This is a genomic window from Vibrio crassostreae (genome assembly GCF_024347415.1).
Lineage (GTDB): Bacteria > Pseudomonadota > Gammaproteobacteria > Enterobacterales > Vibrionaceae > Vibrio > Vibrio crassostreae.
The window spans coordinates 167,141-186,787 of record NZ_AP025476.1; the positions used below are offsets into that span (position 1 = coordinate 167,141).

Sequence of the window (19,647 nt, forward strand, 5' to 3'; positions counted from 1 at the left end):
TCAGATGAGATATCGTGGACGCCGGTGGAACAACATACTCATGTTCAGCGTGATCGCTTTTATCGGAGTGTTAAACCTTCCAACATTGATCAAAGCATACCTTATCGAGCCTGAACCGCAGGTTGATAGCCCTTATCCTTATCTCCTGAACCCAAAAGCAGAGCTTCAAGCGTTGCACTTTGCCAAGTGGTCTGTCATTCAACAAGACAATCAATGGGTTTACCAGTTCCAAGGTACGGACTTCCCTCAAGCCACCAATGCACAAGAGCTGTCACAGCGTTGGAAAGAGCTTGTGGGCACGGAAGTCGACTCACAGACCTACACAGACCTTATGCCTCGGTTAAATACACCGCACACCATCGAAGTATGGTATCAAGAGCAAGAAGAGCCCCAGCGTATTACCTATTATCAATTGCCGGAGTTCTGGTTGTTAAAAAATTGGAATGATCAGTGGTTGGCAGTGTCTATTGAAGAGAGCTACCTGTTTCCAAGCTTTAGCTCGAAACCTTCATTTAAATCAGACAAGCTATCTATATCAGACAAACCACCTAAATCGGACGACTAGATTATGCCTGAATTACCCGAAGTCGAAGTAAGCCGTATGGGGATCTCACCTCATTTAGTCGGCGAGACCATTAAAACGCTTACCCTTCGCACGCCTAAGCTGCGTTGGGATATCCCACAAGAGCTCAAAGCATTAGAAGGGCAGGTGATTCGAACTATCTCGCGTCGCGCAAAATACCTATTGATTGAAACAGATACCGGCACTGCCATTGTTCACCTTGGTATGTCTGGCTCACTGCGCGTGTTAGATGCCGATTTCCCGGCAGCAAAACACGATCACGTGGATCTTAAGCTCACCAACGGCAAAGTACTGCGCTATAACGACCCTCGCCGCTTTGGTGCATGGCTGTGGTCTGCTCCTGATGAAATACATCCAGTGTTACTTGGATCTGGTCCTGAGCCGCTCACTGACGACTTCAACGCCGACTACATAGCCGAGAAGGCAGAGAAACGTAAGGTTGCCGTCAAGCAGTTCATCATGGACAACAAAGTGGTGGTCGGGGTAGGGAACATATACGCCAATGAAGCGCTGTTTTCTTCACGAATTCACCCGTTGCGCCCAGCAAGCAAAGTGACAAAAGAAGAGTGGGTCTTGTTAACCAAAGAGATCAAGCAAGTACTCACAACCGCCATCAAACAAGGCGGTACCACACTCAAAGATTTCGCCCAAGCGGATGGCAAGCCCGGATACTTCGCTCAAGAGCTGCGAGTTTATGGAAAAGCGGGTGAAAAGTGCCCGAGTTGTGGTGAGAAACTTGAAGAGCAAAAAATCGGACAGAGGAATACGTTTTTTTGCTCTCAATGTCAGGTATAAAAAAACTGAACTTATGTTCACTTTTTTACGCTAGTAGATAGGCAGGCTATTAGCTACAATTACACTAATGATATGAATTGAGAATAGTAGAATGAAATATTTAGTAACTGGCGTTGCCGGGTTTATTGGCTCTGCAGTTTCAGAGCGACTATGTGCAGCAGGACATGAGGTTGTCGGTATTGATAACTTGAATGACTACTACCAAGTCTCATTAAAACATGATCGCCTAAAGCGCATTGAGCATGAAAACCTAACCTTTATCGAGTTGGATCTTGCTGATAGAGAAGGCATGGCAACGTTGTTTGCTGAGCAAAAGTTTGACCGTGTGATTCACTTAGCGGCGCAAGCTGGCGTTCGTTACTCAATAGATAACCCGATGGCGTATGCCGATAGCAACCTGGTTGGTCACCTAGCTATTCTTGAAGGCTGCCGCCACAACAAGGTTGAACACCTAGTGTACGCATCATCAAGCTCGGTGTATGGCTTGAACCAAAAAATGCCATTCCACACAGCAGACAGTGTTGATCACCCGATTTCATTGTACGCTGCGACTAAGAAGTCGAATGAGCTGATGGCGCATACCTATTCTCATCTATACGATGTGCCTACGACAGGTTTACGTTTCTTTACCGTTTACGGCCCTTGGAGCCGCCCTGATATGGCGATGTTCAAGTTTGCGAATCTAATCGTAGCGGGCAAAGAAATCGACATCTATAACAACGGCGATATGATGCGCGACTTCACTTATATCGATGATATTGTTGAAGGTATTATTCGAGTGCAAGACCGTATTCCGGCTAAGCAGCCAGATTGGACAGTAGAACAAGGCTCACCAGCAACCAGTTCTGCTCCGTATCGCGTGTTTAACATCGGTCATGGCAGCCCGGTTAAATTAATGGACTACATCGAAGCATTGGAAACAGCTTTAGGTGTTGAAGCGAAGAAAAACTTCATGCCAATGCAGCCTGGTGATGTGTACGCGACTTACGCTGATACGGAAGATTTGTTTGAAGCGGTTGGCTACAAGCCTCAAGTTAAAATCCAAGAAGGAGCGAAAGCTTTCGCGGATTGGTACAAAGCCTATTACTCGCTGTAATAATTGATGGTTTTGAATAAAAATAGCGCTCACTGAGCGCTATTTTTTTGAAGAGGGTTAGTGTTTTACTTTCCTATCTTTAGAGCTTTGGTCTGAACTCTTTATCTAGAACTACAAGGTGGTAAAGGTTTGTTGATAAGTTGAACGTCATACTTTTTATTTTGTTCACAATCTTCATAAAGGCGACAGAATAGTCTTTTCTGCCTTTATGTTTACGACTACCAATAATTGACGGTTGTTTACTACGTTGTAATCCCGCAGAAGAAACACCAAACATGGGGTGCTTGTGAACCCAAGTATTCCGTAGGAAGACATCGACAGGATAATTGAACGTTGAACTTTGTTCGATGAAAGCTTGTGCAGCTTTGGGAGATATAGCGTAACAGGCGGTTCCTTGAGGAACTTTCAAATACTTTACAAGATGTTGGGTATCGTGCCTATCAACGGAGTAATGTAGTTTGTTCTTACTGTCTTGTAAGCGAATAAAACCACACTGATTAATATGCTGCTCGGCGATAGTCAGAGTATTACGAAAAGTGTCGGTATCAATCTCGGCATGATCTTCGAAGACTAAAATTGGCTCATTGAGCTCTATACATTTTTGCCAAATAAGGTAATGGCTTGCATAACATCCAACTTCTCCAATTGCATGCGGCCTACCCATATTATGTAAAAAAGCTCTATCGTGAATTCTTGCTAGTAGAGGGTGTTCATCGGTTCGTGCATCCACTCCAATAAAAAACTCAAAATCAACCTGAACATCCTTGAGGGCGTCGGCTGTTGATCTTTGTCTACAATGATTCGCTTTTAAGGTAATACAGTATGATTTCATAGAGCTATATTGATGTGTTTATTTATAGTGAACTATGTTATCACTCGCCTCGCTTTTTGTAATGACGGTTCACTTATTTAGCGATTATGGTTGTGACGGGCTTCAAGAATGTTGAGGCAGTACGGCTGATTGACTGTTATAGGCTCTGTAGTGTCAGAGCGACTGTGCTAGGAGGGACTAAGTTATAGGTATTAACAAAAAAATAGCGCTCACTGAGCGCTATTTTTGTTTTGAAGAGAATATTACTTAGCTGTTTTTATTTTGATTTCAGCTGCAACTTTTTGTGGCACAAACTGACTAATATCCCCGCCGTGTATAGCGACTTCACGAACAATAGTTGAAGAGAGGAAGGCATACTCTTCTGAAGGGGTTAGAAATACACTTTCAAGGCCGGGCAGGAGTTTTCGGTACATACTCGTGAGACCGAATTCGTATTCAAAATCCATGGTCGTTCTGAGGCCGCGTACCAGCACATTAGCTTTCTGTTGTTTGACAAAGTCGACCAGTAACCCAGAGAACCCCTCAACAGACACGTTAGGTAAGTGAGACACAGCATCACGCAACAGCTCTACTCGTTCATCTAACTTAAACATGGTTTTTTTGCTTGGGCTCGCGGCTACTCCTACAGTGATATGATCAAACATGCTCGCTGCACGGACGATGATATCGAGGTGACCATTGGTTACCGGATCAAAAGTACCAGGGTAGATAACGTGTGTGGTCATATTAGCTGTCCTTGCTTAATGTAGTGTTCAGGTTCGGTGTTTTAATAGAGTTTAAGGCTTTGTCGAGTTTTTGCTTTACCATATCGACGGTGATGTCCTTCATTAAATCATCGCCTTTTGCTCGAGTTCCCCACGGAAGGTCTTGAACCGGTTTCCCTTGTTGCGCCTCTACGTGCTGTTGATACACGCTGACCACGATATCCAGATCGTTGTAAGGGCCAGTTCTACGAGGATCGCTATGTGCGTACAAGCCAATTACCGGCGTAGACTGTGTTGTTGCCAGGTGTGCTGGGCCTGTATCTGGTGCGATTACCACTGTCGCATGTTTAAGTACGGCAGTGAGCTGCTTGAGGTTGGTTTTGCCAATTAAGTTGATGACAGGAGATTGACATAAGGCTTCGATGTCGCTACCTAGGTTAATTTCTCTTGGTGCCGGAGAACCACATAACACCACTTGCATGCCTTGTTCGACAGCATAATCAGCAATAGCTGCATATCGCTCAGTTAACCAGTTACGCGAATCCTTACTGGCTGCAGGAGAGATAACCAAGGTTGGCTTATCAGCCATAGTGTCGATGGCTAGCTGTTCATCTTCAGGTGTTAAAGGGATATCCCATTGAGGCTTATCGAAGGGGACACCAATGTAGCGAGCAAATTCGGCAAAGTTATCCAACACATGAAACTTATCTGAAATAGGTAGATGGTGATTGGTAAAGAGTGACTGCATTTCACGAGTACGGTTTTTGCCAAATCCTACTTTGCACTTCGCCTTTATCCCCCAAGATAGCACGCTGGCTCTGAGTGCGGCTTGCATATGCAGAAGTGCATCAAATTTACGATCAGATAGCTGACGCCATAATTCACGCATTCCTTTGAAGCCTTGTTTCTTATCGAAAACAATCACCTCAATACCGGGTAGATCGCCGATCAGCATGGCTTCTATTTTGCCCGTTATCCAAGTGATTTTCGTTTCAGGCCACTGCTTCTGGATGGCTTGAACCACAGAAATAGCATGACAAACATCGCCAATCGCGGAGAGGCGAAGTATGCAAAGAGATTGAGGTGCAGTTGAGAACAGTGACATAAAGTGCCCGAAAAAAGTGAATAACATCAGAATTATGCAGATACTCGCATTAGTTGTAAAATAGCAATGACGAAAAGCGACCCAAAGGCCTCATAGATGGAAACGATTAGCACCAAGAACCAAACAATTTGGTACGACCCTGAACTTTTGGCTCAGGTACCAAAGGGCGATATCGCTCAGATCTTTGAGGCTGAATATTGGCAGCAACAAGATGCCATTTCAGGCAGTGCTCAAGGACGCGGTACCACATGGTTTATCCAGCTTGATGGGATACAGGCCGCATTGCGCCATTATCGTCGTGGCGGATTGTTTGGGAAGTTAGTCGAAGACCAATATTGTTTCTCTGATTGGGAGAGTACACGCTGTGCGATGGAGCTTAATGTTCTCAAGGCATTGGCAAACGCAGGTGTGAATGTACCGAAGCCCATTGCTGCTAGAGCCATTAAAAGCGGACTACTTTATCGAGCGGACTTAATGTCTGAACGAATTCCCAATGCCAAAGATTTGGTTGATGTCTTGGTCAATGGCCCGATAGATGCGGATATTTATCGTCGAATTGGGCAAGAGGTACGCAAGATGCACGATGCCGGGGTCAATCATACCGATCTCAACATTCATAATATCCTGCTTGATGATTCGCAAAATGTTTGGATTATTGACTTTGATAAGTGTGGTCAGCAAGCGGGTGAGGACTGGAAAGAAGGTAACTTGAATCGCTTAATGCGCTCGTTCCTAAAAGAAGTGAACAAGCGCCAGATTCAATGGCAAGAATCGGATTGGGGATACTTGAATGATGGATACATGCAGGAAGTTATATAAATGTTCTTGAATAAAAATATCATCGTTGGTTTTGAACATCATGTTTTTACGAAGTTGTATATTGATGTACTTATTAGAAAGTGCTCGATTAGAGAAGAAGATATCATATTAATATCTTTGTCTGAAAATGTTCAGGGGACTCATTTAAAAGGTACGAATGTAAAGTTGTTAAACTACTTTACTGTGGACTTAGCTGCTCTTTCTAGTTGTAAAACAATAACTGCGATTAGCATAGGGTTAAGTAATGCCCCTTTTTTGAAGAGCCTTTTGGAACGTTCAGACGAATTTATTGACAAGTTATATATTCATTTGACAGATGATGAAGTAGCTCGTTGGCTCAAAACAATTGAAAAGCATGGTAGTTTAGTTCCAACGAGGAATAATCAGATTAATGAAGACTGCTTATTTGTCCTGAGTAAGGTTACTAACTTTATTGCGCCAGAACCCTACTTTCGCCCTTCACTTAAAACAATTCTTAAACGAAAAGACCTTAACTTTTATGATGCAAGAGATGCCTTTAAATCGATGCCCAGTGAGCTGTGGGATGAGTTTGAAGCTATGCAATCTAAGTATGTAGAAGAAAATCGACCAGAGAAAAAAATACTAATAGGTGCAAAAGTAGACACCTTTTCTGTGCTTGAGATTTTGTCAGTTATCTATCATTTAGGTATGTCTGGGGTTTTGAATCAACATAAGTTGTTAGTTTTTGTTAAACCTAAAAGAGTGTTCTTTAGGATAATAGTCGATGCATTTTTGGCTCTATTTAAAATCAAGTGTGTAGTTGATATTAGCTATGTCACTCCAACAAACAACATTAATTACAATGCATTGATCATGTCTTGTTCAGATATTATTTTACAAGGTCGAGGGAGCATGAGTACAGCAAGAAGCTTTGTATCTGGTGGTAATGGTAGGATACATGTAAAAGATGGTTCTCCTAATTTTATTGAGATGACAGAGGCTGAAGGGATCTCAGTTAGCGGCTATAACACTTTGGCTGAAATACCACAGAATTTTGGGAAGAAACCTAAAGCGGCTGATAAAAATAGAGAAATAATTAAAAGTAGATTTTTACAAAAGTATCAAGTATTAAACAAGATATATAGTTAATAGCTTATATTTTCATAAGTGTATTGAGCAACGCCCCTCGGTTCTGCTCAACAACTTGATAAGCCGCTAAGCCTTTAGTTTTACGCAGCTCTGATTGTTTGAACAGTTGTTGGAGTTGGCCTGCGATATCTTGGCTATCTTGACAAATAACCACGGCATTGGCTTCCAGCAGTTTGTCTGTGATCTCGCTGAAGTTAAAGTAGCTAGGACCATTGAGTAAAGGTAACTGCAGTGCCGCAGGCTCTAGAAGATTGTGGCCACCCACCTTATCGCCCACAAGGCTTCCTCCCATAAAGCACACATCAGATCCGCCGAGTAATACCAACATTTCTCCCATCGTATCCGCAATATACACTTCAACATTAGAGGTGATTGGTTGCTGACTCGTTCGAGTGATGGTGTTGAATTGGTGTTGTTTAGCCAGTTCCGTCACTTCATTAAATCTCTCTGGGTGACGAGGAACAATCATCAGCAAGGTATTAGGGTTATCTTTAAGGAGCTGTTTATGAGCGTCTAAGATAACTTCATCTTCGCCTTGATGAGTGCTGGCTGCTATCCACACACTGCGTTCAAAGCCAATTTGTTCACGTAACGCTTTGCCTTTTGATACTTGTTCCGCTGTGACTTCAATATCAAACTTGATCGATCCAGTCACATGCACAGATGACCTATCTAACCCTAATCGTATAAAACGCTCAGCATCACTTGGGTATTGGCAAAGTACTTGAGACAGGTTTTTGGCTAAGAGGTCAAAAACGGCTTGGAATTTAGCATAACGCTGGCACGAGCGTTCAGATAGGCGAGCGTTGAGTACCGAAATGGGGATTCCAGCTTTCGCGACGCAGTGCAGTGTGTTTGGCCATAACTCGGTTTCCATGATTAGCATCTGTTTAGGCTGAACACTCTTCAAAAAACCTCGAATACACCAAGAAAAATCAATCGGCATGTAGCGATGCTCGACTAAATCACCGAGTTTTTCTATCTGCTCTGCACCCGTGCTGGTTGTCGTGGTAACGATAATGGCTTGGTTTGGATTGCGTTGCTTCAGTTGCTTTATGATCGGTACGGCGGCAATCGATTCACCAACCGATACTGCGTGAATCCAGATAGGATTCTTACCTTGAGTTTGCGGTGTGATCCCGAAATGTTCTTTCCAACGCTGACCAAAACTTGGCTTTCCAGGTTTGCTCTTATAAAGCCCATACAGCAGTAGCGGAGAAGCTAATGACAATATGAGAGTATAGATAAGTCGTATAAGCATAAGAACAGTGACACCAGAAGGTAAAATCAATATTCAGAAGAGTATTTTCTTCAATCTCGAAAGTAAAGAGCGTTATAATTAAATGCTTAGTTGCGCTTTCAAACGGACATGGTGAATTTTATCTCATCGCTTATGCAAACCGATCAAACCTATCGTTTCTTGCTCTACGTCGAGCAAAATTATTCATTTGCTATTCTTCGCCCATTCTATGATTACGCGAAGCAACTCGGCCATGAGGTTAAGTGGTTGCTTGTTGGTGAAGACGCTTCTGAACATCTTTTACTGGATCAAGAGCAGAGCGTCTCTTTGACAGAAGCTATTGCCTTTAATCCTTCTGCCGTTCTAGTGCCCGGTGATCGTGTTCCAGCGTTTATTCCAGGGTTGAAGGTACAAGTATTTCATGGTTTGAACGAGAGCAAACGTGGGAACTTATACCCTGAACGTGGTCTATTTGATTTGTATTGCACCGAAGGCCATGAAAGAACAAGCTCGCTTGAGCCGCTAGCTAAGCAGCGCGGCTATTTTCAAGTTAAAGAGACCGGGTGGCTGAAGCTCGATAGCTTGTTTAATTATCAAGCTAGTGAGAGTCGTCATGAGAGACCTCAAATTCTGTTCGCTTCCACTTTTTCGCCAAGCTTATCGTGTGCAGAGTTGGTTTATGAAGAGCTTAAGCGCCTCAGTCAATTGAGTCAGTGGCAATGGTTAGTGACTCTTCATCCGAAAATGAATCAAGAGACGAGAGCGAAATATCAAGCACTGGAAGGGGATAACCTTCTCTTTTTCGATAATGACCGAGTGATTGAAATGCAACATCGTGCTGATGTTATGGTGTGTGACAACTCATCGATATTTCAGGAATTCTTGTTGCTCAATAAGCCTGTTGTCACGGTAAATAATCGAGACCCTCAAGCAAGCTTTATTAACATTACTCAAGCCGAGCAATTAGAGTCAGCAATTAAGCAAGCAATGCTACCTGATGAAGAAAGAGATAACGCTATCGCTCATTACGGACCGTCAATAACACCATATTTAGATGGGCAATCCTCAGCGAGAGTTCTGAGTGCTATTACTGATGTGCTAGAAAGCGGCTGGCAAGATAACAAGCCAAAAAATTGGATTCGTAACTTTAAAATCCGTAAATCATTAAACTATTGGAAATTCTAGGGCTGAATAATGAGAAAACATACCCTGTCTGTCATTGTTATTACCAAGAATGAAGAAGACCGAATTGAAACTTGCCTTAAATCTGTTGTTGATATTGCCGATGAACTGATTGTTTTAGACAGTGGTTCAACAGATGCAACCGTTGAAATATGCCAAAAATATACAGATAACGTGACAATCACAGATTGGCCTGGCTTTGGTAAGCAAAAGCAGCGAGCGCTAGATAAAGCGACATGTGATTGGGTGCTATCAATTGATGCTGACGAAGCTCTCGATAAAGAGATGAGCGACGCTCTTGTTGAACTATTAAAACAAGATCAAATCAAACACACTGCGTACAAACTGCCTTGGGGAGTGACTCTTTATGGCACGACTCTAAAACATGGCCGCAGTGCTCGTGCAGTATTAAGACTGTTTAAGAGAGAAGGCTCTCGATATACGTTAGACGAGGTTCACGAGACCGTCGTTCCTGAGCAAGGCTCTACAGGAGTACTGAAGGGGTTTCTTCTTCATTACACCCATCGCGATTATGGTCATGGTTTAGACAAAGCAGCGCAGTACGCTTGGCTTGGATCGCAAAAGTACCATCGCAAAGGTAAGAAATCACACGGCTTATTTTTAGCTTTATTACGTGCAATATGGACGTTCTTCCTTGTGTATATCATTCGCCGTGGCTTTATGGATGGCAGTGTCGGCTTCATTATGGCGATGACTTACGCTCAAGTGAATTTCAATAAATACGTCGGTTTGTGGATTCTTGAAAACCGCTCAGATGACCGCTCAGATGACCGCTCAGATGACCGCTCAGATGACCGCTCAAACGACCAGGCCAAATAGGAACCGAGAGATGAAGATTTTAGTTTGTGCATCTTACTTACATGCATGGAATAGTTTGCGTCCAGAAGCTGCGATTTTTATAGAGCTTGCGCGTCAAGGTCACCAAGTCACTATCATGACCCAAGGTGAGTCTGAGCATGTATCAAAGCTAGAAGAGTGCGGTATTCGAGTCGTTGATGGTTACCCAAAGCGTAAAGTTTGTTTTGACACCATTAAAAAGATTCGCCACGAGCTGAAAACGCATGATTACGACATCTGCTATGCTTTCAACTCAAAAACGATACCTAATGCGGCGTTTGCGTGTATTGGTTTCAACGTTAAATTAGTTGTTTATCGAGGCACTACTGGCGGGTTATATCGACATGATCCAAGTGCTTATCTAACTCAGCTCCACCCCCGAGTAGATGGCATAGTTTGTGTTTCTGAAGCGGTTCGACAAGATGTGGTGAAGCGTGTTTGGAAGAACAAAGATAACGTTGTTACCATATACAAAGGGCATGAATTGGATTGGTATAAAGTACCACCAACCGAGCGTTCTGAGTTTGGTTTGAATGAAGATGATGTCGTCGCGATTACTGCAGCGCACGTAAGGCCAAGTAAGGGCATCTCTGTCTTACTTGAGGCGACCAAATACATTACTGCACCGAACTTCCATTTGATCTTAGCGGGCAGCGGCTACGAGCCTCATTTTGATGAGATGAAAGCAAGCCCTATGAGTGAGCGCATTCACTACATTGGTCATCGTACTGACATCCCTTCAATCATGTGTATGGCTGATTTTCAAGTTCAGCCATCGATTAGCGGAGAAGGGCTACCACGCACGATTGTCGAAGCGATGGCAAATGGCACAACCTCAGTAGTGACAACTACCGGTGGCGCTCCTGAACTCGTTGTAGATGGCGAGACTGGTTATATTGTCCCGACTGGTGACGCCAAGGCGTTAGGGGAGGCTATGGACAAGCTCGCACAAGATAAGGCAAAGTGCACAACAATGAGTGAAGCGGCTAAGAAGCGCCTAGATGAAAGCTTTAGTTCACGAGTGACAGTGAAGAAGCACCTGGAGTTTTTTGAGAAGTTGCTTAAGCAGTAATATAAAGTGAAGAGGGCTGTTTAGCCCTTTTTGTTCATAAAAAACTCGGCAAGCTCAAAATCTAATTGTTGGTCAATATCAAAAGAAACTCGATTTTCCATCACGTAGGCAAAGGATTTTTCCGTGTATTTAATTTCACCATACTCCATAAGCTTTCGAGCATCGAAGATATAAATAGCCCCATTGAATCGGTAAAAATCACCGCAATCTTGAGAGCGCTTTAATGCTTCAGGGCGAATAAAGTCTCCCATTGTGCCATCTTCTGGAAGCGTGTTAGCCCAAAGTGGTGGGTGTTCACATGGTGTAACGGAAACTACGGAGAAAGCCTGTTTTTCAATGAACAGATCCAATGCTTCATCGATATGTTGAGCGGTTCGCAATGGAGATGTTGGTTGAAGCAGTACAATTATATCTACGTCACGTCCAAATTTTTCTAACGTATAAGTTAGAACACTCTCTGTCGTTGCTGTATCCGATGCTAAGTGGTCTGGTCTTAGTTCTGGAACATCGACACCAAATAGGGAGGAGGCATCCGCTATCTCCTGATCATCTGTGCTAACGAATACTTGATCAACATACTTACTCTTTTTGGCTGCATCAATTGACCACCCAATTAATGGTTTTCCAGCTAAAGGCAGCACGTTCTTTCTTGGTAGTCGTTTGCTGCCACCGCGGGCAGGGATAATCGCCAATACTCTTTTAGTGTCAATCATTAGAACATCTCTAAGCTATGGATATCAGCCTGCGCTCGATTGAAATCGTCCATGCGGCCAATATCTAACCAATACTCGTGGATTGGAAACATCAATACATTGTTGCGTTTATTCATGTGTTGCTCTAACAACGTAGGCATATCTATACGGTGATTTTTTGGCACAGAATCAATAACTTGAGGTGAAACTACATAAATACCAGCATTCACGAAAAAACGTTGTATTGGTTTTTCGACCATACTCGTTATTTTGTTTCCTTCTCCATTTATTACACCGTAAGGGATTTGATAGTCGTATTCACGGACACACATTGTTGCATCAGCATTATTGTCTATATGAAATTCTAACAAGCGTTGAAAATCTACCTTTGTTAGAACATCTCCATTAATCATAATGAGAGGTAAATCTTTAGGTAGGTCGTCAGGTAATAAGCCTAATGCGCCACCTGTTCCTAGCGGTTCATTCTCATGGACGTAGGTGATGTTAATGCCTAAATCACTACCATCGCCAAAGTGGTTTTGAATTTGTTCAGGCATATAATGCGTAGAGATATAAAAGTTAACGAAACCCGCTTTAGTAAAGCTTCGTATCACCGTTTCAAGAATTGGTTTATCACCGATCTTTAGCATCGGTTTGGGGCAGCTATCTGTCAGAGGTTTCAAACGGGTACCAAAACCTCCAGCCATAATAAAGACTGGGTTTTGATAACTTGGTTTGTTTACTAGAGCGCGGTGAAGAGTTTCGAGGCCAACTAATTTCCCGTCATCAACGATAGGAATGAACAAGATATCGAGCTTATTCATTTCCTCAATTAGGTGACCTCTTGAATTTAGTGATGTTGCTGTTACTGGTGACGAGTTCATTACATCAGATACAGGAGTATTAAGGCCCTTGCCCGATAATAGCCCTCGACGAATATCCCCATCTGTGACTACACCTAACAAGGTGTGCAAGCCATCAACGACCAATGCTCCACGGAGTGCTTCTGAATCTATAATTTGTAACGCATCTTTAAGTGTTGCTGACGGTGACAAGATGGCTTTTTTCCAACTATTAATCATTTCCAACCCACTTAGTTTCCTGATTTAGTTTAGCGAAAGTAATTGTGTGCGAGTCAACGTCTTTAACAATGGTGCTGCCCGCCCCTACAATACAGCCTTTACCCAACTCAATACCCTGAATTACTGTCGACCCGGCTCCAACATATACATTGTCATGGGTTTTAACGTGTCCACAAAGTGTTGCTCGAGGAGCAATATGATTGTGCTGACCAATAATACAATCATGCTCAACGAGAGCTGCTGTATTAATGATGCTATGGGCTCCTATCTCAACACCTGCCTGCACTACGGCTTGAGTTAGAATTTGAGAGCCTTCAGCTAGAGAAACAAAACTTGATACATGAGCTGTTGGCGCAATAACGGTCTCAAATCGATAACCCAACTGGCTAAAATAGATTCCAACTTTCTCTCGCAATGAAGACTTAGGCATCATGCCAATACCATTTACCAACAGAACATCACTTGGTGAGTACTCCGTTATATCAGCGTCTTCTAAGAGTTGAGTAAGTCCCACGAAAACATCACGTTGAGTTATGTCATCTGGGCTAATAACTGCAATAATTTCTCGTCCTTTCTCCAACAAAATATCGGTTAACACGCTAGCATGCCCACCGCCACCAATCATTACAATGGGAAGTTCAAGGTTACTCAACGATTAGATCCCCTGCTTGATATGGCTTACTTGCTGTTTTTCCCAAAAGCTCCCACAACTTATAAGGGGACATACCTGAGCCCGGGCGCTTTATCACTAAATTTTCCATGTTAAAGGTTTCCCCAACAGAGATTGGTTTTGCTGCGACTAAGCTTTTACGAGCTACTGCCTTGTTTTTAACCTCAGAAACCGTGGGGCTCTTAACATTAGTACCAAGCGCGACTTCAACCTGGCGAATAGCATCGATCATAGCTTTGAGTTCACCTGGTTCCAAAGAAGCTTTGTGGTCTGGCCCTTCCATGGTTTTATCAAGGGTAAAATGTTTTTCGATTAATACTGCCCCACGCGCTACAGCAGCGATTGGAATAGTTATTCCCTCACTGTGATCTGAATAGCCTGACGCTAAATCAAATGCTAGGCCTAGTGTGTCCATTGCTTTCAGATTAATTTCTTCCATTGGCGCTGGATATTCAGTTGTACAATGTAAGATAGTCACTTTTTCTTTAAGCAACCTCTGCCCTTCATTCGAGGCATAAGCTTGTTGGAAAGCCAGAATACTGGGTTGTTTGTCATCGTCAGTAAGATAACCGAATGCTATAACCCCAAGTACGGACTCAACTTCTGCCAATGTAGCCATACCTGTAGAAACAATAAGATCACAACCAGTACGTGCATGCTCTAAAACAAGAGGCGCGTTTGTGATCTCACCTGAGGGGATCTTTAATCGCTTGAGACCGAGTTCGTTCACCAAAAAATCTAAGCTTTCAGAATCAAAAGCAGTAGAGAGGAATTCAATCCCAAGTTTATTGCAGTGGGCAACCAGTTGATGGTGTACTTCATACGATAATTCTAGGCGACTTAGCATAGCCAACTGAGATTCTTGCTTTTGTGTGTTCGCTACTTGATAGTCAGCTTTCTTTGCCGACTCTGTGACCAAGTTCTTCGCTTTAAAGGTTTGAAACTTAACAATGTCAGCACCTGCTTGATAAGCAGCTTCCACTAATTCAAAGGCGAGCTTATCATTCCCATTATGGTTAACACCTGCTTCAGCAATTATTAATGTCATAGAGTCTCTTTTTGTATTTGTTCTCGATCTATAAAGGAATTATACATTATCTAGTGTGAGGTCATGGAACGCTTTGCTGCGTTCAAAACGAAAGGATTTAAGCATTTCTATAACCTGAGCACTCGTGTTACCTTGCCCATAAGGATTGATGATCGTTTCACCATCTAGCTTGTAATTTCGCTTCACAGCATCACTAATTGCCTCTGTGATAGATGCCAAACTGGGTTCGCAATTCAGCACACTTTTGGCCGCTAGGCGCCCTTTTTGTCTTGAACCAATATTGACCGTTGGAACATCAAAAGCCGGAACTTCAATAATACCACTCGACGAGTTTCCAATGACTGCAGCAGCGTGCTTGACTGAACTTAAATAGCGTATTTGCCCGAGAGAGGGGATTGCTAGCACGCGGCTTGGTTGTTTCGCTGCATAAGCCTCTAACATCGGAATGATTCGACGCCCGCCATCATCCGCATTGGGATAAGTCAGTATAATTTGGTGATTCGGGTATTCATCTAGTGCGTCTAACAGAGCTTGAAAGCTATCCTCTGGGGATTCATCTCCGAGAGTGACAGGATGGTAGGTGACTACAAAATAAGGACCTGTAAGATCAAAGTTCAGTGATTCACTCAACTCTGAAATCGTCATAAAAGAGCCTCTATTCAAGTGATCTAAGCCAATCGCACCAACGTTTTTTACTCGTTCTGGCGATTCACCTAATTGAATGACTCGATTTCGATATTCGTCTGTTGACGTGCCATGCAGGTAGCTCAATTTGGTAATAGCATGACGGATCGCATCATCGTAAGCACCTTCGGTTATTTCCCCACCATGCAAATGTATAATTGGAATACGGAGTATCATGGCAGTTTGCGCTGCAGCTAGAGCTTCAAAACGATCTCCAAGAATGACAAGGACATCGGGTGCTAATCGTGATAATGCATCAGCAAAACCTAGAACGCCCAATCCCATACTTTTTGCCGTTCCTACCGGCGAGTCAGAAGACAGCAAAATCTCTATTTTCTCGTCGATCTGGAAGCCATCTTTCTCTATTTGCTTATAAGTATCACCAAATTCTGGAGATAGGTGCATACCAGAAACGAGCAACTGTAATGTTAGATCTGGGTCGCTTTGTATGTCTTTTAAAAGCCAAAAGAGCAGGCCATACTCCGCTCTGGTACCAGTAAAAACCGCGACTTTTTTATGTGTCTGCATCGTGTATTAAACCTACTTAGCTTTTAATTTCCACCGGTGTACTTGGAAGGTTAATTAGGTGCGCTTCGATAAGTTCAGAGTAAATAAGATCACCGCGCATTGCATTTTCAAACATTGGTAACCTGTGCATGAGCTGCCAAATTGGGCGAGTCATCACACCTGCACTGTTTGTGCCCTCAAGGATCTCTTCTCTACTTTTTTTATCTGGGCAAATAATGGCATTTAACCAGTAATTCGACTCGGCATAATCTGGCTCAGTAACAAACTGAAAATCAGTCCCACTGAAAAGATTTTCGTAGCATTTTGCCAGTTGTCTTTTTTGCTTTAAGTACTGCTCAATAACTTCCATCTGTGCGCAACCCAATGCCGCGTTTAGATTAGGCATACGGTAGTTAAAGCCCGGTTCATCATGGAAAAACTCGTAGGGGTGAGGCACTTTCGCTGTCGTCGTGACATGCTTGGTTCGTGCTCCTAGCTCCTCGGTTTTACATAAGACCATACCGCCACCACCAGTTGTGATGATTTTATTGCCGTTGAAGCTGACCGCACTCACGTCACCCATTGTCCCTGTGTGCTTACCCTTATAAAAAGAACCTAGGCTTTCTGCAGCATCTTCGACTAAAACAAGGCTCCATTTGAGGCAAACTGCAACCAGCTCATCGAGCTCCACAGGGTGACCAAAGGTATGCATAGGGACAACCGCTTTAATTCGTTTGCCTGTCTGTTTATGAATGCAACCCGCTTCGGTTATTTCGGCATGCTCACTTAAGAATGCATCCACCGCTTTAGGGCAAAGGCCCAAACTTACTGGAGAAACATCCACAAAAATCGGCTCGGCGCCCATGTGATACAGTGCATTACAAGTCGCAACGAATGTCAGGGCTTGTGTTATAACGAGGTCGCCTCGTCGAACATCAGCCATGTATAAAGCCGCATGCAATGCCGCAGTACCATTGACGGTTGCTACTGCTTTAGCTGTACCAGTATACGCTTCAATCTTTCGCTCAAAATCATCAACAAACTTGCCAACGCTAGAAACAAAGGTACTGTCAATCGTTTCCATGACGTAGGCTTTTTCGTTGCCATTAAACGTTGGTGCGTGCAGCGGAATGAATTCGTCCGTTTTGTAGGTATCTCTAACAAATTCAACAATAGATGTCGCTTTCATTACTTACTCCGCTTACATCTTGCTATCGAGGTATTTACCGGTTTCTTTGTGCCCAAAATCAGGAATCATTCTAAAAAAGAGTTTTACAATTTGTTCCTTGGTCCAAGCTCGCTCGTCTTTCATTTCTGAAATACTGTTTTCAAACAAAGAAAGTAGCTCTTGCTCATAAAGAGGGTCGTTTTTAATAATGCCTAGATTTGTAAATCGAGACATATCCAATTCTTCTTTATCCGTGAAAAACTCTTCAAAATCTTTCTCGCCCGTTGTATCACTCGCAGTAAACAAACATGGCCAACTTCCTTGTTCAGGAAGTGTATGAGCTAATTGACGAGCTTCTTCTTCTGTTTCACAAAGATAAGGTTCATAGCCAAGTTGTTCTAAGTATTTCACTGCAATATCAGCAAACGAAATCAGATGAAGAGCTTCGCTCAACTTAGGGAAGAAAATGTCACGATTCTCACCAAAAATGCATGACATTAGACAAAGTTCACCTGACTCTTGAGGTGTCACGAAGTAACGCTTGATATCGTTTGGAGCGACGATAGGCTGGCGTTTTTGAATACGTTGGTTGAATCCATGCAACAATGAACCGTCCGAAAATGCAACATTGGCAAAACGGGCTGTTGAGATCTCCATCTGTTCACTTTTTCGCATTAGGAACATTTCCATAATACGTTTAGAAGCGCCCATCATATTGACCGGGTTTGCCGCTTTATCTGTCGATACACAGAAGTATTTCTTCGCGCCAGCATCAATAGATTGTTGAATGGTTTTATCTGTATTAAAGACGTTTACATCGATCATTCGCATCAATGTATAAGGATCTTTCTCGCTTCTAACATGCTTAAGTGCGGATAAGTTCAACACATAATCAAACTTGCCATCTGCTTTGATGAACGCATCGTACTCTAGAGAGCCTATGTCCAAAGCGAATGTTTGGAAGTCTCCATTGATGTAACCAAATGAGCTACGAATATCTCGAACCAGCTCTACCATGTTGTTTTCACTAATATCAACAACATGCAGTTTTTTAGGGTTGCGTTTGAAAATTTCTTTAGTAACAGCTTGGCCGATGGAGCCAGCGCCACCTAAAACAAGAAAACTAGATTCTGATATTATGTCTGCTAGTTCATTTTGATGCTGTTTTATATCAGAATTGAACAGCATCTCCGTACGACCGATTAGTGATAAGGCGTTAGTCATAGAGTTACTCTTTATGTTGAACTGAATTGGACAATCAATTTAGGTGATTATATTAAAATTATAATTCAATTTTTTGTAAAACTTGCTTAATTCTGATATCTAAATCTTCACGATTTTGTTCAAAACTTGCGATGCTTTTGACTGCGTCAGCCATCTCTTCTTGTTTCAATATCTGAAAAACGTCACAGTACTCTTCTAATCCCATACCAACCGATGAAAACAACGACACAATCCCCATCTTCTTATTAGACAACATCAGGAATAGCTCAACCGGAAGCTTAGGTGGTAATTGTTCAACGCCCTCAAAGAGTTTGTTGTAGTCGTCTTTTGGCTCTGACGGGTGGAGCTTTAAAACAACATTATAGCCAGCATTGCTCGCCTGTTTATAAATGTTTTGATAGACCTTTTTAACAAAGTTGATATCTTTGAATCGTAGAGCGTTTTCTTTAGATGTCGGCTGCGTAGCAAGAATGATCGTTCTTTTTTCATTTGTGTAATGATCGACTTGGAATAATTCTGATACTACCTCAACTGCGTGTCCTGACTTTGATAAAGTAAGTTTTTTCACTTTATCTTTTACTGTTAAGGGGGATTTCTCAGGTGACAGAAGGTGAATTTCTAGGCACTCTTTTTTTTCGCCCATGATCATTGTCTTTGAAGGGTAACCCTTAAATCGTCTAAATATTTTTTTTACTGGACTATGAATAGGAATTTCAATGTAGTTCCTCATTCCATCTTCAATCATCTTATAGGTTGGAACCAGCAACCTAAATAATCTAGACATTTTATTGTCGTCATTGAAAACAAAAAGCTCATAGCTACCTAAGTCTGGAATTATGTTTTTATAATCATTGATATAGGAAATCAAAGAACTCTTTAAAATATTAGGAATACGCAATCCGAGCATGGAAGATTTTATTATAAATTTACCAATTAGGCCTTTTTGCTTTATTCCTGAGGTTAGTTCATCTCTACTAGCCAATATAATGTTAATATTGCTTGGTAGGTTAGATGTGCTTATAAGTGTAGAAGGGATGTTTTGGTAGTCATTAAATAATACAATGGTTGAGTTTTTATTTGATTTAACAGCATGAAAAACACTTAGCATGACATGCCTTACCGTAGAGCAAATATAAAGATTTGAATTTCCATCTATCATGATTTACCTCGATAAGA

The 19,647-nt window shown here is 42.4% G+C and carries 20 protein-coding genes; 8 read left to right on the forward strand and 12 right to left on the reverse strand.

Annotated elements, in window-relative coordinates; all coding sequences use genetic code 11:
• The first annotated feature begins 4 nt into the window (after positions 1 to 4).
• The 3 genes from OC193_RS00780 to OC193_RS00790 all read left to right on the forward strand — a co-directional run bounded on the left by OC193_RS00780 (position 5) and on the right by OC193_RS00790 (position 2,474).
• Positions 5 to 565 carry a hypothetical protein gene (locus tag OC193_RS00780; RefSeq protein ID WP_080967391.1) on the forward strand — a complete coding sequence of 187 codons (561 nt, stop codon included), beginning with the start codon at positions 5 to 7 and terminating at the stop codon, positions 563 to 565.
• A gap of 3 nt (positions 566 to 568) precedes the next feature.
• Positions 569 to 1,378, forward strand: a complete 810-nt coding sequence (mutM, locus tag OC193_RS00785; protein WP_048663089.1) for a bifunctional DNA-formamidopyrimidine glycosylase/DNA-(apurinic or apyrimidinic site) lyase — start codon at positions 569 to 571, stop codon at positions 1,376 to 1,378.
• Positions 1,379 to 1,469: 91 nt separating this feature from the next.
• The gene (locus OC193_RS00790) at positions 1,470 to 2,474 is read left to right on the forward strand and encodes an NAD-dependent epimerase (protein WP_048663091.1); all 1,005 of its coding nucleotides are present in this window, start codon (positions 1,470 to 1,472) and stop codon (positions 2,472 to 2,474) included.
• Between the two features lie 79 nt (positions 2,475 to 2,553).
• On the opposite strand, the gene OC193_RS00795 is transcribed toward OC193_RS00790, so the two are convergent.
• The 3 genes from OC193_RS00795 to OC193_RS00805 form a co-directional block, all read right to left on the reverse strand.
• Entirely contained in the window at positions 2,554 to 3,306 is a 753-nt protein-coding gene (locus OC193_RS00795) for a glycosyltransferase family 25 protein (protein WP_048663093.1), read from the reverse strand.
• Between the two features lie 242 nt (positions 3,307 to 3,548).
• Positions 3,549 to 4,031 carry a pantetheine-phosphate adenylyltransferase gene (coaD, locus tag OC193_RS00800; RefSeq protein WP_048663095.1) on the reverse strand — a complete coding sequence of 161 codons (483 nt, stop codon included), beginning with the start codon at positions 4,029 to 4,031 and terminating at the stop codon, positions 3,549 to 3,551.
• A gap of 1 nt (position 4,032) precedes the next feature.
• Positions 4,033 to 5,115 (reverse strand): glycosyltransferase family 9 protein, encoded by a 1,083-nt coding sequence (locus OC193_RS00805; protein ID WP_048663097.1) that lies wholly within the window; start codon positions 5,113 to 5,115, stop codon positions 4,033 to 4,035.
• Between the two features lie 96 nt (positions 5,116 to 5,211).
• Between OC193_RS00805 and OC193_RS00810 the strand changes: the two genes are divergently transcribed.
• On the forward strand, positions 5,212 to 5,934 hold the full coding sequence (locus tag OC193_RS00810; RefSeq protein ID WP_048663098.1) for a 3-deoxy-D-manno-octulosonic acid kinase: 723 nt from the start codon (positions 5,212 to 5,214) through the stop codon (positions 5,932 to 5,934).
• The gene (locus tag OC193_RS00815) at positions 5,935 to 7,044 is read left to right on the forward strand and encodes a hypothetical protein (RefSeq protein ID WP_048663100.1); all 1,110 of its coding nucleotides are present in this window, start codon (positions 5,935 to 5,937) and stop codon (positions 7,042 to 7,044) included.
• A gap of 4 nt (positions 7,045 to 7,048) precedes the next feature.
• Here OC193_RS00815 and waaA read toward each other — a convergent pair whose 3' ends face one another.
• Complete coding sequence (waaA, locus tag OC193_RS00820; RefSeq protein ID WP_048663102.1) at positions 7,049 to 8,305, reverse strand: lipid IV(A) 3-deoxy-D-manno-octulosonic acid transferase; 1,257 nt, start codon at positions 8,303 to 8,305, stop codon at positions 7,049 to 7,051.
• A gap of 132 nt (positions 8,306 to 8,437) precedes the next feature.
• Between waaA and OC193_RS00825 the strand changes: the two genes are divergently transcribed.
• From OC193_RS00825 to OC193_RS00835, 3 genes are read left to right on the forward strand one after another with little or no spacing between them, the layout of a single operon-like run.
• A complete protein-coding gene (locus OC193_RS00825; protein WP_048663103.1) occupies positions 8,438 to 9,469 on the forward strand; it encodes a CDP-glycerol--glycerophosphate glycerophosphotransferase in 1,032 nt (343 codons plus the stop codon).
• A 9-nt stretch (positions 9,470 to 9,478) separates the two neighbouring features.
• Positions 9,479 to 10,306 (forward strand): glycosyltransferase family 2 protein, encoded by an 828-nt coding sequence (locus tag OC193_RS00830; protein ID WP_048663104.1) that lies wholly within the window; start codon positions 9,479 to 9,481, stop codon positions 10,304 to 10,306.
• A 10-nt stretch (positions 10,307 to 10,316) separates the two neighbouring features.
• The gene (locus tag OC193_RS00835) at positions 10,317 to 11,396 is read left to right on the forward strand and encodes a glycosyltransferase family 4 protein (protein ID WP_048663105.1); all 1,080 of its coding nucleotides are present in this window, start codon (positions 10,317 to 10,319) and stop codon (positions 11,394 to 11,396) included.
• A gap of 20 nt (positions 11,397 to 11,416) precedes the next feature.
• Here OC193_RS00835 and OC193_RS00840 read toward each other — a convergent pair whose 3' ends face one another.
• Genes OC193_RS00840 through OC193_RS00875 form a run of 8 tightly spaced genes read right to left on the reverse strand, consistent with a single transcriptional unit; the run spans position 11,417 to position 19,630 of the window.
• A complete protein-coding gene (locus OC193_RS00840; RefSeq protein WP_016791483.1) occupies positions 11,417 to 12,109 on the reverse strand; it encodes an acylneuraminate cytidylyltransferase family protein in 693 nt (230 codons plus the stop codon).
• The gene (locus OC193_RS00845) at positions 12,109 to 13,170 is read right to left on the reverse strand and encodes a nucleotidyltransferase family protein (protein ID WP_016792606.1); all 1,062 of its coding nucleotides are present in this window, start codon (positions 13,168 to 13,170) and stop codon (positions 12,109 to 12,111) included. The genes OC193_RS00840 and OC193_RS00845 overlap by 1 nt, the downstream gene beginning before the upstream one ends.
• Positions 13,163 to 13,822, reverse strand: coding sequence for an acetyltransferase (locus OC193_RS00850; RefSeq protein ID WP_016788456.1), 660 nt, complete (start codon positions 13,820 to 13,822; stop codon positions 13,163 to 13,165). The genes OC193_RS00845 and OC193_RS00850 overlap by 8 nt, the downstream gene beginning before the upstream one ends.
• Positions 13,815 to 14,888 (reverse strand): N-acetylneuraminate synthase, encoded by a 1,074-nt coding sequence (gene neuB / locus OC193_RS00855; RefSeq protein WP_048663106.1) that lies wholly within the window; start codon positions 14,886 to 14,888, stop codon positions 13,815 to 13,817. Before neuB ends, OC193_RS00850 begins: the two co-directional genes overlap by 8 nt.
• Positions 14,889 to 14,927: 39 nt before the next feature.
• Positions 14,928 to 16,100 carry a UDP-N-acetylglucosamine 2-epimerase gene (neuC, locus tag OC193_RS00860; RefSeq protein WP_048663107.1) on the reverse strand — a complete coding sequence of 391 codons (1,173 nt, stop codon included), beginning with the start codon at positions 16,098 to 16,100 and terminating at the stop codon, positions 14,928 to 14,930.
• 16 nt (positions 16,101 to 16,116) lie between these two features.
• Complete coding sequence (locus tag OC193_RS00865; RefSeq protein ID WP_048663109.1) at positions 16,117 to 17,268, reverse strand: LegC family aminotransferase; 1,152 nt, start codon at positions 17,266 to 17,268, stop codon at positions 16,117 to 16,119.
• 12 nt (positions 17,269 to 17,280) lie between these two features.
• Positions 17,281 to 18,471, reverse strand: a complete 1,191-nt coding sequence (locus tag OC193_RS00870) for a UDP-N-acetylglucosamine 4,6-dehydratase (RefSeq protein WP_048663110.1) — start codon at positions 18,469 to 18,471, stop codon at positions 17,281 to 17,283.
• Positions 18,472 to 18,529: 58 nt separating this feature from the next.
• Positions 18,530 to 19,630 (reverse strand): glycosyltransferase family 52, encoded by a 1,101-nt coding sequence (locus OC193_RS00875; RefSeq protein ID WP_048663112.1) that lies wholly within the window; start codon positions 19,628 to 19,630, stop codon positions 18,530 to 18,532.
• Positions 19,631 to 19,647 lie beyond the last annotated feature (17 nt).